Origin of the sequence: Pseudomonas sp., from assembly GCF_036404235.1 — a bacterium.
Classification (GTDB): domain Bacteria; phylum Pseudomonadota; class Gammaproteobacteria; order Pseudomonadales; family Pseudomonadaceae; genus Aquipseudomonas.
Map to the genome: position 1 here is coordinate 1 of NZ_DASWOT010000127.1, position 14,601 is coordinate 14,601.

The window sequence follows — 14,601 nt, forward strand, 5'->3', positions numbered from 1 at the left end:
TGGGTCGCGCTTGGCAATCAGCGGTCCCCATTGCAGGATCTGCTTTACGTTTTCCAGACTTATTATCCGTGGCTTTTTCTTGCCCCCCCATTTCAGGCCGATCCAGGACAGGTTGCGGATCTCGCGCTTGCGCGGTTGCCCCCCTGCGGCCTGGCTGTGATGCGTACAGTCCGGCGACATGTGAAACCAGCCGACTGCCTTACCGCCGCACTCTGTATCTGGATCGCCTTCGAATACGTCGGTGGTGAAATGCTTGGCGCCGGGGTGGTTGATGGTGTGCATGCTGATCGCTGTGGCGCTGTGGTTCTTAGCCACATTCACCTTGCGGCCAAGCCCCATTTCCAGCCCGGTACCGGCGCCGCCACCACCGCAGAAGAAATCCACCACGATTTCATCGTCTTGAGCGTTGAAGCCAAGCGTGTACTGAGTTTTAAAGTCGAACAGTGGTTTTTTCAGAGAGGTCATACAGCACCTCCATCTTTGCACGAGCATGGCAGGCAGCCTTGGTTGCAGTCGCACGAGGGCGAGCTGGTGCTCAAAGCACGAAGGCGCGGGCCAGAATACAGGGCGACTGAACAACCGAGGGCGGCCCAGCCAGCGAGGAAAATGAACAGGTTCATTCGGCACCGCCTTCGCTGCCGACAGTTGCGCGGCGCTCAGCATTGCGCTGGTAGATCAGCAACCGCTGCTTTGCAAAGATGATCTCGTGATCAGTCGCTGGGCGAGTCGAGTACGGCATGCCGCCTGGAGTCTTGCGGAAAACCCACCCGTAATGGCTTAGGTTTCTGTCGAGGTTGATCAAGTGAAGGCCATCGTCGCAGGGCACCATAAGGTGCGTATACCCCTGAGCAAGCTGCGCGGGCGGGCAAACCTCAGCGTTTAGCGTTGCATCAGTGGTCGCTGCCTCGCGCAGCTGTTCGTGGGGTATACGTGCCTCGGCAGTGGCGCTGACAGTTTCAGTAATGCCTGCTGCTGCGCAGCAGAGGCTCTTTGTTTTCTGCGCGGCGACATCAATGGCGTTTCGGAGCAAAGCGGTCGGCTTGCTGTGTGCTTTCCGTGCGATCACCTCACCCGCTTTCCTCCGGTGCTCGATGGCGAGTTGGTCCATCAAGCGCTGAAAGTAGTTATCTCGCGCTTCCTGAATACCCCACGGGCGTATGGTTTTCGCGATAGGTTCAACGCCATCAAGGCAAGACCAAGCGGCCGAATGGTGGGGCATCAGATCGCGGCGCTCGGATGCCAGCGCGATCATGTCTGCATTGAGTACGCACGCCGGCAGTTCCGAATCAATCCAGAACCGTTTGCAGATGGCCAGCCAGATCTGTTCCTCAATAGCCTGGTATGCCGGCATCGCCAGCTTGAGGGGGCGAACCATATCGCCGACATAGGCTTCGGTCGCGTCATGAAGCAAGGCAGCCAGCTTGTGTTCGTCGGGCACCAGATCGGCAACGATGCAGCTGTGTTGCGCGACGCTGTAGAACTTGCGAGTGTGCCCACCGAAACGACAGATGTTGGCGAGAGCGTGCGCAATGTCGCGTGGATCGATCAGGTCAGCGTCAGGTGCAGCGAGATCAAGGCTTCTGCCGAGGAATGTCAGGATCTGAGTCATGCGACCTCCTTGACCAGATCGGCCAGCAGCAGCGCGTTCTCGGTGCCTTTGTGCAACTTGCGCAAGGCGTCATAGCCGATCAGCGTCTTCAACTGGCGGTCGAACTCTTTGCGATAGCGCGTCACCAGTTGCAGTTCGGCTGAGGTTTTCGCGTGGAGGTGGTGCAATTCGCCGGCGGCTTCAGGTGAAAGCCGAAGTAGGGGAGTTGGACGTCTCATGCCGCGTTCTCCTGTGCTACCGGTTCCAGCAGATCGGCCATGGCGAGTGCCTGGTCGCGGAGTGCGAGCGTGTCACGTTCGATTTTTTTGCCGGTGCGCAACGCGCTGAATGTTGCAGCCGCGATCCTCAACTTGTCGGCGATGTCGAGTAGGGTTGCGTGCTCCTTAGCGCCGAAGGTCTGGCTGGCTCTAAGTTTTTTTGCGTGCGCGGCCAGGAGGCTGTGATCTGCACGAAGGAATGCAAGAGACGCCTCCAGCTTGCGAATCTGCTCGTCTTTCTCGGCGTCGGTGGTCATCTGGCCGAAGCCTTTGCCTGTGTCGAAACCGTCTCGGCGGCCTATCCAATAGCTGACATAGATGATCACGGCGGACAGAACGGCCAGCAGCGTGACTGCGAAGATCTGTGTATTGGTCATGGTGGTGTGCTCTTTGGTTGGGGCTGGTGGTGGCAGCCTTCGGGGTTAGTGCTGGGGGTGGATTCGCTTCATGGCCTCGTTGAAACTCAGAACGCGGCGGCGCTCAACACCGAAGTCTTGAGGTTCGTGCTGCGTGAGAATCAGGTGGTCTGTGATCGGGATTTTCTGGTCTGGAGTCCAGTCATCACGGATATGATTCAGGTTCAGCGCGTCTGCCAATGCTTTGGCGTTATGTGTTTTTCCGCAGCCTTGTGGGCCATAGACAAACCAACTCTTGGTGTCGGTGGGATGAACGGTTTTCATAGTGTTATTCCTCGCTGGTGGTGGCAGCGGTTGGAGTTGTGTTATTCAGCGTCTGGATCTGGTGGATCAGCCAACCCGGCCATAAGCTTTGCCTGGTAAGGCATGTAGCCTTCGGCACGCAGCTCGTCGTAGCGGCGGTAGTCCACAGCCAAATAGCTGCACTCGCCGCAAAGGCGGTCGGTTCTCTCGTCTTCATGCAATGCGGTTCGGCATTCCCTGCACTGGTTTACTAGGCTCATTGGGGCGCCACGCTGCTGTCGAGCTGGGTTCCGGCCATCTCTTCGTCCGCCTTGTAAGCGCGGATGTCGATCAACGCCGCCACATGCTTGATATGCGCGTACCTCAGCGCCTTGCCGCTATCGTCCAGCGTGATCACCGGGATCTGGATACGGCGGCTGTTGATTGCCTCGGTAAAGGTCTTTTCATTGAGGTTCTTGAAGTAATGCACGCGCAGCTTTTCGAGGGGGATAAGCACGTCGCCGAAGAGGTGGTGAAGCATCTCAACGGTGGTGCTATCCGGTGCTGGAAGCAGCCGAAGCGGTGGTTGCAGGGGGGCTGCCATCACGCGGCCTCCTTGATACCGAACCGTTCGGCATCTTGACGAAGCTTGCCCAGAACCTCGTCGACTGTGCGGCCGAGCGCCATCAAGGTGATTTCGTCATTTATGAAAATGAATGTTGAAAGGCGGACATCGGAGTCGTGATTAAGGCTCAGATAAGTACGGTAGGTGTAGGGGCCGAGCGTTGTTGCGATCATTCCTACGGCTGCATGCAGCTCCATTTGAGCGCGTTGCATAGGCGTTTCCGACTCAACCTCCGCACCGGCTGCAGCGCAAATAAAACGCGCCCATCCCTGAATAAGCTCGGGAGTACGTTTACCGCTTGGCACGGTGGACAACTCAGTTAGGGCACGGTCAATCAGTTCGTGATCCATGGTTCTTACTCCTCTTCGGATGGTTCCAGGCAATCAGGCAGTGCTTTTTCGTAAGCTCGCGCAGATGCTCAGGGACTTCGAGGAGCGCTGCGTTTCGCTCCTCTTTGGTCCGCATTGCGACGATCTGGCGAGCGTATTCCCTAGGCCACGTCACGGCTGTCAGCCGGAATCGGCGGCAGTTCGATGCCGAGTTGAGCGGCCAACCAAGGGATGCCGGGTTGTTTCACGCGAACAGACTGGCTGTACTGCATGCCGAGCTTTGGATGCCACCAGTTACTGTCTTTTACCCGCAGATAATCCCGGTCGCGCGTGGGATACGCTGGCAGGTTGCGGTCGTTGAGGAGACCTTTTGCACGCATCAGTTCGATGAGCTTGGGCCGGGTGATGCCCAGATACTTGGCGGTTTTTTCGAGGTTGCGTTCCATGTTGCCCCCTAGGCTGCATGCGCGGCAGGTGTCGCTAGCGCCGCCAGGTGGGTGATGGATTCGGCTACTTTCTCGTACATGTAGACGGTATCCCCGGCCACGGTGAAGCACTTGCTACGTGGTTGTTTCACGCCAATGCTCATGATGGTGGTGATGCTCGTCCGCGTTCGGCAGGGATGGATCGCGATCTGAATGGGTAGCTCAAATCCGAGATCCAGATCAAGAAACCCCCCCGTACAGATCAGGTTGAACACCTGCTCGCGTTGGTGCGCGCTGAATACCCCATATCGGCGATCAGCGTGCAACATGGGTAGTGGTGCTGCGGTGATATCGATGGGGCCATTGGCGATCTCTTCGATGAAGTCGGCCAGGCGAAGGTGCATTTTTTTGCTGTTTGGCAGCGTGAGCGTATGACGCTGACTGCCCATCGCGACTGAGAACAGTGTCTCTATCGTGCTGCGCTCTACGGTCAGGCTAAATGGCAGCACCTTTCTGTTGGGGCTGGAGCGCAGCGTGTGGTTGAACGTCTGGCTGAGATTGACCTGCGCGTTGAGCAATGCCAGGGTGCGATTGTCGAGTTTGAAGCGCTTCATGCTGCACGCCCTCCATCGTTAGGATCGAATGGGGTAGGACGTGCGCGGTTGGCTACCAGACGGGGTTTGCCACGATGAATGATCACCAGGCAATTGGTGTGGAGTTCGAGCTCTTCAATCAGTTTACGATTGCTTGAACACGCTGGGTGGACGTGTAGCGTTGCAGTGGTGTGCATGGTGTTGCCTCGCTCTGTGGTGGGAGAGTGAGTAAAATATCAACTGTAAGTTGATGTTTGTCAACAACCTATGGTTGATATTTTTGAAGTGGTCCTTGTTTGTGGTAATTATTTTGAGTATTCGGAAAGGGTTGCTGATTGGATCCTGCTCATACAGTCCTGCGAGCAAGGAGGACAAACACGGACAAGGGATAGAGCAGAAATGGCGAAACCAAGCCTGACCAGCGTACAAAAAGCAGCACTCGTAGCACTAAGCCAGTGCGAAATAGATCAACAAAAAATAGATAAATACCTGTGGACGGTCACGCTAAACAATGTTGAGTATGCGGCAGCGACCATAGATAGCCTTATAAATCGCGGCGCTATCAAGAAAGTTAGAGCCCATAAAGCGTCGAACACCCCCGCTCACTACGTACTGACTGAATTAGGTAGTGAGTGGGCCAGCCACTTGCCGGAAGATCTGAAGAAAAAGAAATATGTCTCGCCTTGGCAGGCCCACAAAGAATCACGCGGCGAATATATGAGCATGCAAGCCGCCCTCACAGCAGCCGGATCAAAGTTTAGATCAGCCACCATTTATGAGCTCATGCAGCTCAAAGGCTTGGTGCGCAAAGCTTCAAGAACTTCGTCCTCTGGAGAGAAAACTTTTTTCCGAATACTTACGGCAGATGGTGAGAAGTACGGACGAAACATCCCGACTTATCACCCAGAGGAAACTGAAGTTGTTTTCCACCCAAACGACATACCAGCCCTTCTGGAGCGCATCGGGGTTTCGTAAGCCGGGTGGGGACTCGACAAGATCATTCGATCAAACGACAAGCCCTGCTACTTTTCCGCAGAATTGGTCATTCGGGAAGAAATGTCCCAACTACTTTCCCGCAAATATGTGTCTCTTCCGTAAACTCAATGATTGGATACTGTGGATTGATTGGACGTAAGTATTGCCGTCCAGCATCTTCAACCAGTATCTTGAATGTCGCTTCATTCGTGCGCGGTATCCGGGCGACTACACGATCGCCTGCCTTCGTTACGACCTCCGGATCAACAAAAATTATGCAGCCTGCGGGATAGCTGCGCCCTGGTCCAGGGTTAGTCATGGAGTCGCCAAGCACCTTAAGGGCGTATCCGCTTGAACTGATGGGTACTGGACAGGAAAGCCATGAGTCGGCGTCGTATGGCTCAAAGTTTGAGATTGACTCACACCAGGCACCTGCCTGCACCCAAGATATCAGCGGGACCTTGCCAAAACGTTGTATTAGTGCGCTGACGTTGCTGTTTCCGAGGCTGGCCAACTGGATCACATTGCTCTCGTTGGTCTGTTCTTTTGGGAGTACGCCGTATTCCAACCACTCCCGTCTCACCTTCAGCCACATACAGAGCGCTGCCATACTGTCGGCTTCTGCCATAGCTTCGCCGTTGAGCCATTTACTGATGGCTTGAGTGGTTTTATCAACCCCCAGAATCTTTAGCTGCTTGTGGATATCCACGCCGCGACCCCGGCTGCGTATGCCGGCATCATTGAGGGCTTCGTGAAGGCGCATGCTGAAAGCGGTGCGTAATGTATTTTTATCAACCATTAGTTGAGAGTGCCACGGAGCTTGCGCAATAGTCAGTTGATGTTTAATATCAACCCGGAGTTGATAAAAGGAGTCTCTCATGTTGGACCCCGCTGATTTTCCGAGCCCAATTGCGTTTGCTTTTGAAGCTGTAGGTGGCATCGGTGCCGCTGCTAAGATTTGCGGCCGTAGCTATCAGGCGCTTAACAAGTGGCGTCTAGCGGCCAGTCTCCCGCGTACCGATTACACGGGTGAAACCCAATACGCCAGGCTTTTGGCTACAGCCGCAAAGCAGAAGGGTAATGCGTTTGACGCTACCTGGTTGCTCCATGCATCAGCCCCGCAAAAAGCTGCGGCGTAGTTAGAAAAAAGGCGACCCAAGGGCCGCCCAGTTCCCCCCGACAGCACCACCACAGCGCTGTCAGGTCTCGGTAACGATTGACGGGCACACCACATGCTTAACCGCCAATCTTTATCGAGTTTCCAAGGCCCGGAAGCCTTGGTGTTGCTGCCTTCTCCACCACAGATAGGGCAGCTGTTGCGCCAGAGGTGAGCAACGGATTGTTCGCCTCGGCACGGTGCCGGTCAGACCGGCGTGTGGACCCTTTCAAGCCACGCGGCAAATGTATCACCACTACATGCTGCGCGGCACTGGCAACTTACAAGGATTAATGCCATGAGCCGAATCGCTCTGAATTGCGTTGATCGAGCACAGCGGGAAGTCCTGACGCTCGAATTAGCGCTTTACCACGCCGCACGGGATTACCCAGGCGGTGCCGCTGCAATTGCCGCCACCATCGGCAGAAACCCCACCACGCTGCAGCACAAGCTTTCCCCGACGCACCCGACCCATGTCGTCAATGTGCAGGAATTCAGCGAGATTCTGGAGTTGACCAAGGACCGCCGCATTCTTGACGCGGTCCATGCGCTGGTTGGCGATACCATCTGGCAGGACCTTGCAGCCTGCTATACGGGGGATATGCCCGAGACGCTGACGGTCGGTATCGCTAAATACTTCCATCAGGTTGCTGACTTTGCCGAAGTATGGGCCGAGCACATCAGTGACGGTCGTGTCAATGACCACGAGCTGGCTGAAATCCACCATCGCGTTTTCAGGTGCATCCAAGGTCTTTTGGGCATGCTGAACCGCGCCTCCTACGTCAACCACACGACGAAGGGGGCTACCCATGGCTGATCTCGCGGATTTTGCTAATGACCTGGTGCAGGAGCGCATTGATCGGGCGCTTGCTGCACGCAAGTTTGTTCCCGTCCGTCACTCCTTAATGTTCTGCGAAAGCTGTGATGTGCCGATCCCTTCGGCGCGACGTTTAGCGGTTCAGGGATGTACTCAGTGTGTGAGTTGCCAAAGCTTTGATGAGTTGAGGAGTGCCCGTTATGCTCGATGAGGTTCTAGGACAATTTGCAGATTATGGCCTGGAGCCTGAGCAACCCCTTGAGTTCGGAAAAATCATCCGCTGCAAGACACAGCAGGACAAGGGTAAGGAAAAGAACGGCTGGTACGTGGTGCATGAACACCGCACCCAGAAAAACGAGACGCTGATTTTCGGCGCCTTTGGCGACTGGCGCTCGGGCGAGTCGCAGAAGATCAAAGTCAAGGCCGGGCGTATGAGCGCTGAAGAGCGAGAGGTCATGCGTGCTCGGCAGGAAGAGGCCAAGCGGCGTGCTGCTGAAGTTGCGGCCAATGCGGCGCGTCGAGCAGCCAATCGTGCGGCGGGGTTGTTCCAGCGTATGCCTGAGAAAGGCAAGAGTGCCTACCTGGATCGAAAGCAGATCGTCGGCTTCAAGGTTCGCTACGCGCCGCGTACAGGCGCGGTGTTGGTGCCGATGAGCAACGTTCGGGATCAGATTGTCGGCCTGCAGGTGATCTTTCCCGAAAATCAGGAAGACACTGGTCGCGATAAAGCCTATTGGCCCTACGGCATGTCGAAGGAGGGCGCCTTCCACTTGATCGGCCCACACCCTGAGCCAGGTGAGCCCGTATTGATCTGCGAGGGGTACGCCACGGGCGCCAGCCTGCACATGGCGACTTCTCTTACTGTTGCTGTTGCCTTCGATGCGGGAAACTTGCTTCCAGTGTCCAAGGCTATGCGTGAGCGGTTTGCTGGCTGTCCTATCATTATTTGTCGTGATGATGACTGGAAAACCAAGCGGCCTAACGGCGAGCCTTGGAACCCAGGTGAAGATAAGGCCAACAACGCCGCGTTGATCGTCGGTGGTCAGGTGGTTGCGCCGATATTCTCCGGCGTACGTGAGATCAAGTGGACTGACTTCAACGACCTGCATGTTGCCGAGGGATTGGAGGCGGTCCGACGACAGGTGTTGGCGGTGGTGAGGCCTCCAGCAGCTGGTGGTTGGAAAGATCAACTGGCTCGCACTGAAAGCGGTGCGCTGATTGCGCATATGCAAAACGTTGAGCTGATCCTTGGTAATGACGAACGTTGGGCGGGTGTCATCGGTTACAGCGTCTTCAGTTCCAAGATCATCAAGTTGCGTTCCGCACCTTATGGCGGCGGTGATGGTGATTGGGCCGACATCGATGATATGCGGGTGATGAAGTGGCTCGCGCAGCAATACAACCTGCGGGTCAAAGCGTCCCATGTGATCGAGGCGGTGAGTGTGGTTGCCCATGACCACGCCTTTCATCCGGTGCGTGAATACCTGCAGGCGCTTGAGTGGGACCGTGTCCCTCGGTTGGAAACCTGGTTGACCGATGTGATGGACGTCCGGGCCAGCGACTATTCAGCCAAGGTTGGCAAACGCTGGTTAATCTCTGCGGTAGCTCGGGTGATGCGTCCGGGCTGTAAGGCTGACTCGGTGATGATCCTCGAGGGTGGGCAAGGCGAGGGCAAGTCCACCGCGATGGGTGTTCTCGGTGGCGAGTGGTTCATGGATACGCCCTTTGCCCTCGGCGATAAGGATAGTTTTCAGGCGATTCGCGGCAAGTGGATCGTCGAGCTGGGGGAACTGGACAGTTTCAACAAGGCTGAAAGCACCAAGGCCAAGCAGTTCTTTTCGGCGTCCACTGACACATACCGGGAGAGCTATGGCCGCAGAACGAATGACGTGCCACGCCAGTGTGTGTTCGTGGGCACCACCAACCAAGAGGAATACTTGAAGGACGCCACTGGCAACCGGCGTTATTGGCCGGTGTTCTGCAACAAGGTCGACCTGGACAAACTCCGCGAGATCCGCGACCAACTTTGGGCTGAGGCCGTGTTCTGCTATGAATCCGGTGATATCTGGTGGGTGACCAAAGACGAATCATGGATGTTCGCCGAGGCACAAGACGAGCGCTTCGTGGTGGATGAGTGGGAGGGGCTTATTTTGACCTGGATGGAGGAGTCGCAGATTGGCGAAACCGCTACAGGCAACGAAATATTGAGCCAGGCGCTCAAGTTGGACTTCGGCCATTGGGGGAAACCTGAGCAGATGCGGGTCGGTGCGATCATGCATCGCCTTGGTTGGCGCAAGAAGCGGCTGACTGCGCTGCCTAAAAGTGGCGTGAGGCAATGGGCCTATCAGAAACCCGCCACTTGGGGGCGGGCCTCTGTATTGGAGCAGGGACGGGATGAGGAGCCTTGCTTTGATTAAGCGAATCGATGAGATGCTCAAACTCTGGGCGCAGGATCTGCATTCGCCTATGCAGTGTGGTGGATCTGGTGGCGGCAACATGATTGCCATGCTGATGGAGTGCAAGGGCGAACTGATACGCGGCACACGTGGCAGTCGGGTGTTGTTGGATGAATCCGCAGACATTGAACTGATCGTCAACAAGCACTTGCCGGCGCAGCTGTCGTTGGTCGTGCGCGAACACTACTGCAACCACGATAGCTTCCTGTCGCAGAAGTACACGCACTGTGGTTGCAGCCGTGACACCTACTACCAGCGCCTGCATGAGGCGCATCTGCACATCGCGGGACTGCTGATGGGGAAGGCTGCATGAACCTTGGCACCACTTCGTCTGCAACTGTCCAACCGTCCGGCCTTGTCCTACTGCGATTTGATGCGGTAGGACAAGTGCAGGCCGCGCCGTTAGGGGGCTGTCCTACCGTCCAACCTCTGCATACGTCATGCACACATGAGCGCAGCGGGCACGTATTCGCGCCTATGGCGCGCACGCGTGTTTTTAGCTTTTTCTCTATACGGGAGAATAAAGTAATTAAGGTAGGACAGTTGGGCAGAGCCTTGAATCTAGGCGCCTGTAGCTGTCCTACTTTGATTCTGGATAGTAGGACAGGTCAGACAGCGCATTAGAAGCGATAGCCGATTGAGTGCGTTGCACCCGTGTTGTACCTGCGTCCCACCCACGTTGTACCCGTATTGCTCGGTGGCATTAAAACTGGCTTGCTGCCACCGGAATCCACCTGTAAAAAGTACTCATCTTCGATAGGTGCGACCGCAGAGAGCGGCAGGCACCACCACACTAAACCCGGCCATTGCGCCGGGTTTTTGCGTTTATGGGGTAGGGCGATGACGAACGAGCAACAGGCGTTGATTGATATGCCGATCTGGATGGTGATTGTCCTTTCCCTGGTCGGCGGGGTTTCCGGCGAGATGTGGCGGGCGGACAAGGCAGGCATGCGCGGCTGGTCATTGATCCGCCGCTTGGCCCTTCGATCCGGTGCCTGCGTGGTCTGCGGGGTGTCGAGCATGATGTTGTTATATGCCGCCGGGGTTTCTGTCTTGGCCGCCAGTGCAGTGGGTTGCCTCACGGCCATGGCCGGCGCCGATGTTGCCATTGGGCTGTACGAACGCTGGGCGGCAAAGCGCCTGGGTGTATCCGACCTGCCCACGTCGGGCGGCGGGCAGGGATGATTGGCTGAAGGTGACGGAATACGTGGGCTGTAGGCGGGTCAGTCAAAATCCTGTGCCGAAAACCTGCCGGGGACCCTAGGGGTATTCAGAGGACACGGGGTCGCAAACCCGCGGGACTGTGTTAGCGGACAGTTCACCAGCTTAGTGAACCGAGGTGAACTGGTGAACGACCCTGAGTTAACTGGGTGAACTGGACAATTCAACATGACCATTATCAGCAAGTCAGAGTTTGCAGCGAGGCGGGGCTGGGCCAAATCCTACGTTTCCAAACTCGCCAAACAGGATCGGCTGGTGCTGACCCATGACGGCAAGGTTGATCTTGAGGCGACCGAACGGTTACTGACCGAATCTGCTGACCCAAGCAAAGCAGCCGTGGCGGCCAGGCATGAAGACGCTCGTGTCGAGCGCGACGTGCGTACCGAGTTGTCTGTAGCCGCCGAAGTACCTGCGGTGCAGCCCCCGAGCAAAGGCCCCGATTTTCAAAAGGCTCGCGCACACCGTGAGTATTACCTGGCGCAGCTGGCCGAGGCTGAGTTTCGCAAGGTCCAAGGCAACCTCGTTGAGCGCGAGTCCGTAAATAACGCCGCGTTCGCAGCCGGTCGGATGGTGCGCGACCTGATGTTCGGGCTGTCACCCCAGATCGCTCCCGAACTGGCGGTAATGACCGATCCCTGGGAAATCGAAAAACATCTCACGACTGCCTTCCGCCGCGTCTTTACCGACGCTTGCCGAATGGGCACGGCTGACCTTGAACACGCACTGATAGAGACATAAGCCTATGCCCGAGGGATATGCAGACGGTGCAGAGGTGTACCGCGAGGCGTATTTCCGAGGGCTGACCCCTGACCCTGACCTATGGGTCGACGAGTGGGCAGATGAGTACATGCGGATCCCGCGCGACAGCGGTGCCGCTGAGCCAGGACAATACCGCACCGCCCGTACGCCCTACGCCCGTGAACCTATGCGCTGCCTTTCACCAGCGCACCCATGCAAGCGCGTGGTCACCATGGTCGCTTCGCAGCTGATGAAAACCCAGATCGCGCTGAACTGGATCGGCGGTCTGATCCACATGGCGCCGTCGAACATCCTGACACTGCTGCCCAGTTTGGGGCTTGCCAAGCGGGTGTCCTCTCGGATCAGTAAAACGATCAAGGCCACGCCAGTGCTGCGCGAGCGTGTAGCGTCCAGCCGGTCGCGTGACTCGCGCAACACGATGGACACCAAAGAGTTCGAGGGTGGCTCGCTGTACGTCACCACCGCCGGTTCTGCCGCCAACCTGTCCGAGCTGTCGGCCCGCTACGTGTACGGCGATGAGATCGACCGCTGGGAAGTGGACATTGGCGAGGAGGGTGACCCCATCGAGCTGGCAGAGACGCGAGGCAGCACCTTCGGCCGTAACGCGAAGTTCTACTTCTCCAGCTCGCCGACTATCAAGGGCGCATCGCGGATATCTGATCTGTTCGAAGGCAGCGACCAGCGTTATTACTACGTACCGTGTCCGACCTGCGGGCACATGCAGACGCTGGAATGGGAACGTTTGCATTACTCGAAAGACTTCCGAGTAGTGCATTACCAGTGCGCAGGGCCTGATTGTGATGTGCTGATCGAGGAGCACCACAAGGGCGACATGCTCGCTCGCGGCGAATGGCGCGCGCATGCCGAGGGTGATGGTGAGACCGTAGGTTTCCACCTCAATGCGTTGTACTCGCCGCTGGGCTGGATGGACTGGAAGTCCCTCGCCAAGCAATTTGAGAAGGCCAAAAAAGCCCAGGCAAAAGGCGACCTCGAACCCATGCAGGTGTTCTACAACACCCGTCTGGCCAAGGTCTGGGACAGCGCACAAGAGCAAACCAAAGCCGACGTGCTGATAATGCGGGCACGGAAGGAGGGGTTCACTCTTGGGTCTCTGCCCGCCGCCGTGATGATGATTACCGGTGCCGTCGACGTCCAGGCCAACCGCCTGGAGTTTATGGCGATGGGCTGGGGCGCGGGCATGGAACGCTGGGTGATCGACCATCAGGTGATCGCGGGCGATCCTTCGGACCCGCGCACCTGGTCAGCGCTGGACGAGTTGCTCAAGACGCGGTACCGGCATCCGTGCGGCGTGGGGCTGGCGATACTTGCCACGGCGGTCGACTCCGGTGGTCACCACACCGATGAGGTTTACCAGTTCTGCCGAGTGCGGCGCTGGCGCAACATCTTCGCGATCAAGGGCGCGAGCAAACCGGGCAAACCGGTGATCGCGCAGCGGCCGTCGAAAGTCGATGTGACGTGGAAAGGCCAGACCGAGCGCGGCGGCGCCGAGCTGTGGTTCGTCGGCACCGACACCGCGAAGGACTGGATTTACAACCGCTATCCGTTCGAAGACGGGCCGGGCGCCTTGCACTTTGCCAATGACCTGCCGGATGAGTTTTTCGCCCAGTGCGTGGCCGAGCGCAAGATCACCCGCTACGTCAAGGGCTACAAGCGCATCGAGTGGGTCAAGGGCAAGGCCGAGCGTAACGAAGCGCTCGACCTGATGGTGTATTGCCTGGCCATGGCGCATTACCTGGGGATCAACCGCTACAACGAACACGACTGGGATCGGGTCCGGCAGGCGATGGCGCAGTCGGGGTTATTCGATGAGACCGCCGCCAATCCAGTATCGACGATACCAAATAACGTCAGCCGGACTGCTCCAGCGACTGCAGACGCCAGCGATGTTTCGTCTGTTCAGTCCCACACTCCGGTGGTTCCTGCGCGACCCGTTGCTGCAGTGGCTACCCGCCGCAGTTCACACAGCGGGTATCTGAAGAGACGCTAAGACAGGCCAACCATGGGGCCGATAATGGGAGTCAGATACCTGGCTCCCAGGCCGAACGCCTGGGACACCAGGCCCTTGGTCACATCTTTGCCACCTTCGGCGACGCTGGAAATCAGTGCTTCGCCCAATGAAGCCTTGCCGTTCACGCTGTCAGGTGTCGCTTTCAGAATTTCAAGACCTTTAGGCGTTAGAACCGCATCGCTGATCTGGTATGACACGCGTTTTCCGCCGAAGACATAGCCGGCTTGGATCAGCCAGTTTCCTGTCGCTATAAAAAACTCAGCGTCATCTGTGGGCAGCGTCATCTCTAGACGCTCGTCCCATATTTCAGCGACCTCAATAAAGTCTTTCGGCGTCAGCGTGCAAGGTCGTGGGAACTGCTGATACAGCTCGGCAAATATCTTGCCGGCGTAATCGTCGAATTTCTCAATATTGGAGACAGCCATGTCGGAAAACTCCGTAGACGTGGAAAAAGCAAATCATGTGCAAAGGGTCAAAGCCGACGCTGAGTTACAGCGTGAACTTCGTCGGGTAATTGCCGAACAGCTTACCGGTCGTATGGATTGGGTTCGTGCTCGCATTTACTGGCGGTTGAAGTTACCCGAAATTCAATCTGATCAACTTGCCGAAGCTCTGGCCGAACTGCTGGCTGGCGGCAGTTTCTGCCAGGAAATTCAGTCCCGTAAACAGAACTTCAACTGACGGTTTTTTTACATCACTCCCGTCCCCTGCT

22 protein-coding genes are annotated in these 14,601 nt (G+C 56.9%); 10 read left to right on the forward strand and 12 right to left on the reverse strand.

From position 1 onward, the window contains the following. The 10 genes from VGC62_RS16240 to VGC62_RS16285 all read right to left on the reverse strand — a co-directional run. Nucleotides 1-465: DNA cytosine methyltransferase (locus tag VGC62_RS16240; RefSeq protein ID WP_331188101.1), on the reverse strand; the 465-nt coding region annotated here is incomplete at its 3' end. 151 nt (nt 466-616) lie between these two features. Beyond that, entirely contained in the window at nt 617-1,609 is a 993-nt protein-coding gene (locus tag VGC62_RS16245; RefSeq protein WP_331188102.1) for a hypothetical protein, read from the reverse strand. Further along, nucleotides 1,606-1,827: a hypothetical protein gene (locus VGC62_RS16250; protein WP_331188103.1), complete on the reverse strand. Its 222-nt coding sequence runs from the start codon at nt 1,825-1,827 to the stop codon at nt 1,606-1,608. Before VGC62_RS16250 ends, VGC62_RS16245 begins: the two co-directional genes overlap by 4 nt. Beyond that, the gene (locus VGC62_RS16255) at nt 1,824-2,243 is read right to left on the reverse strand and encodes a hypothetical protein (protein ID WP_331188104.1); all 420 of its coding nucleotides are present in this window, start codon (nt 2,241-2,243) and stop codon (nt 1,824-1,826) included. The genes VGC62_RS16250 and VGC62_RS16255 overlap by 4 nt, the downstream gene beginning before the upstream one ends. A gap of 45 nt (nt 2,244-2,288) precedes the next feature. Further along, nucleotides 2,289-2,546, reverse strand: coding sequence for a hypothetical protein (locus tag VGC62_RS16260; protein ID WP_331188105.1), 258 nt, complete (start codon nt 2,544-2,546; stop codon nt 2,289-2,291). 41 nt (nt 2,547-2,587) lie between these two features. Continuing rightward, the gene (locus tag VGC62_RS16265) at nt 2,588-2,785 is read right to left on the reverse strand and encodes a hypothetical protein (protein ID WP_331188106.1); all 198 of its coding nucleotides are present in this window, start codon (nt 2,783-2,785) and stop codon (nt 2,588-2,590) included. Then, the gene (locus VGC62_RS16270; protein WP_331188107.1) at nt 2,782-3,108 is read right to left on the reverse strand and encodes a pyocin activator PrtN family protein; all 327 of its coding nucleotides are present in this window, start codon (nt 3,106-3,108) and stop codon (nt 2,782-2,784) included. Before VGC62_RS16270 ends, VGC62_RS16265 begins: the two co-directional genes overlap by 4 nt. Beyond that, nucleotides 3,108-3,479, reverse strand: a complete 372-nt coding sequence (locus tag VGC62_RS16275; protein WP_331188108.1) for a hypothetical protein — start codon at nt 3,477-3,479, stop codon at nt 3,108-3,110. The genes VGC62_RS16270 and VGC62_RS16275 overlap by 1 nt, the downstream gene beginning before the upstream one ends. 140 nt (nt 3,480-3,619) lie before the next feature. Then, the gene (locus tag VGC62_RS16280) at nt 3,620-3,904 is read right to left on the reverse strand and encodes a phage antirepressor KilAC domain-containing protein (RefSeq protein WP_331188109.1); all 285 of its coding nucleotides are present in this window, start codon (nt 3,902-3,904) and stop codon (nt 3,620-3,622) included. 8 nt (nt 3,905-3,912) lie between these two features. Next, nucleotides 3,913-4,497: a hypothetical protein gene (locus VGC62_RS16285; RefSeq protein ID WP_331188110.1), complete on the reverse strand. Its 585-nt coding sequence runs from the start codon at nt 4,495-4,497 to the stop codon at nt 3,913-3,915. A 246-nt stretch (nt 4,498-4,743) separates the two neighbouring features. On the opposite strand from VGC62_RS16285, the gene VGC62_RS16290 reads away from it, so the two are divergent. Continuing rightward, nucleotides 4,744-5,451 (forward strand): hypothetical protein, encoded by a 708-nt coding sequence (locus VGC62_RS16290; RefSeq protein ID WP_331188111.1) that lies wholly within the window; start codon nt 4,744-4,746, stop codon nt 5,449-5,451. Between the two features lie 67 nt (nt 5,452-5,518). On the opposite strand, the gene VGC62_RS16295 is transcribed toward VGC62_RS16290, so the two are convergent. Then, nucleotides 5,519-6,250, reverse strand: coding sequence for a S24 family peptidase (locus tag VGC62_RS16295; protein ID WP_331188154.1), 732 nt, complete (start codon nt 6,248-6,250; stop codon nt 5,519-5,521). Nucleotides 6,251-6,329: 79 nt separating this feature from the next. On the opposite strand from VGC62_RS16295, the gene VGC62_RS16300 reads away from it, so the two are divergent. The 8 genes from VGC62_RS16300 (at nt 6,330) to VGC62_RS16335 (ending at nt 13,868) form a co-directional block, all read left to right on the forward strand. Beyond that, nucleotides 6,330-6,590: a hypothetical protein gene (locus VGC62_RS16300; RefSeq protein WP_331188112.1), complete on the forward strand. Its 261-nt coding sequence runs from the start codon at nt 6,330-6,332 to the stop codon at nt 6,588-6,590. Between the two features lie 315 nt (nt 6,591-6,905). After that, entirely contained in the window at nt 6,906-7,424 is a 519-nt protein-coding gene (locus VGC62_RS16305; RefSeq protein WP_331188113.1) for a phage regulatory CII family protein, read from the forward strand. Then, on the forward strand, nt 7,417-7,635 hold the full coding sequence (locus tag VGC62_RS16310) for a TraR/DksA family transcriptional regulator (RefSeq protein ID WP_331188114.1): 219 nt from the start codon (nt 7,417-7,419) through the stop codon (nt 7,633-7,635). Before VGC62_RS16305 ends, VGC62_RS16310 begins: the two co-directional genes overlap by 8 nt. Beyond that, nucleotides 7,625-9,841, forward strand: coding sequence for a VapE domain-containing protein (locus tag VGC62_RS16315; protein WP_331188115.1), 2,217 nt, complete (start codon nt 7,625-7,627; stop codon nt 9,839-9,841). The genes VGC62_RS16310 and VGC62_RS16315 overlap by 11 nt, the downstream gene beginning before the upstream one ends. Continuing rightward, a complete protein-coding gene (locus VGC62_RS16320; RefSeq protein ID WP_331188116.1) occupies nt 9,834-10,193 on the forward strand; it encodes a hypothetical protein in 360 nt (119 codons plus the stop codon). The genes VGC62_RS16315 and VGC62_RS16320 overlap by 8 nt, the downstream gene beginning before the upstream one ends. Before the next feature lie 527 nt (nt 10,194-10,720). Further along, on the forward strand, nt 10,721-11,065 hold the full coding sequence (locus VGC62_RS16325) for a phage holin family protein (RefSeq protein WP_331188117.1): 345 nt from the start codon (nt 10,721-10,723) through the stop codon (nt 11,063-11,065). A gap of 204 nt (nt 11,066-11,269) precedes the next feature. Continuing rightward, a complete protein-coding gene (locus VGC62_RS16330) occupies nt 11,270-11,839 on the forward strand; it encodes a terminase small subunit (RefSeq protein ID WP_331188118.1) in 570 nt (189 codons plus the stop codon). 4 nt (nt 11,840-11,843) lie between these two features. Next, a complete protein-coding gene (locus tag VGC62_RS16335) occupies nt 11,844-13,868 on the forward strand; it encodes a phage terminase large subunit family protein (RefSeq protein WP_331188119.1) in 2,025 nt (674 codons plus the stop codon). Here VGC62_RS16335 and VGC62_RS16340 read toward each other — a convergent pair. Beyond that, nucleotides 13,865-14,314 carry a hypothetical protein gene (locus VGC62_RS16340; protein ID WP_331188120.1) on the reverse strand — a complete coding sequence of 150 codons (450 nt, stop codon included), beginning with the start codon at nt 14,312-14,314 and terminating at the stop codon, nt 13,865-13,867. The two genes, VGC62_RS16335 and VGC62_RS16340, sit on opposite strands and share 4 nt — an antisense overlap. On the opposite strand from VGC62_RS16340, the gene VGC62_RS16345 reads away from it, so the two are divergent. Further along, nucleotides 14,313-14,570: a hypothetical protein gene (locus VGC62_RS16345; protein ID WP_331188121.1), complete on the forward strand. Its 258-nt coding sequence runs from the start codon at nt 14,313-14,315 to the stop codon at nt 14,568-14,570. The genes VGC62_RS16340 and VGC62_RS16345 overlap by 2 nt on opposite strands. The last annotated feature ends 31 nt before the right edge of the window (nt 14,571-14,601 follow it).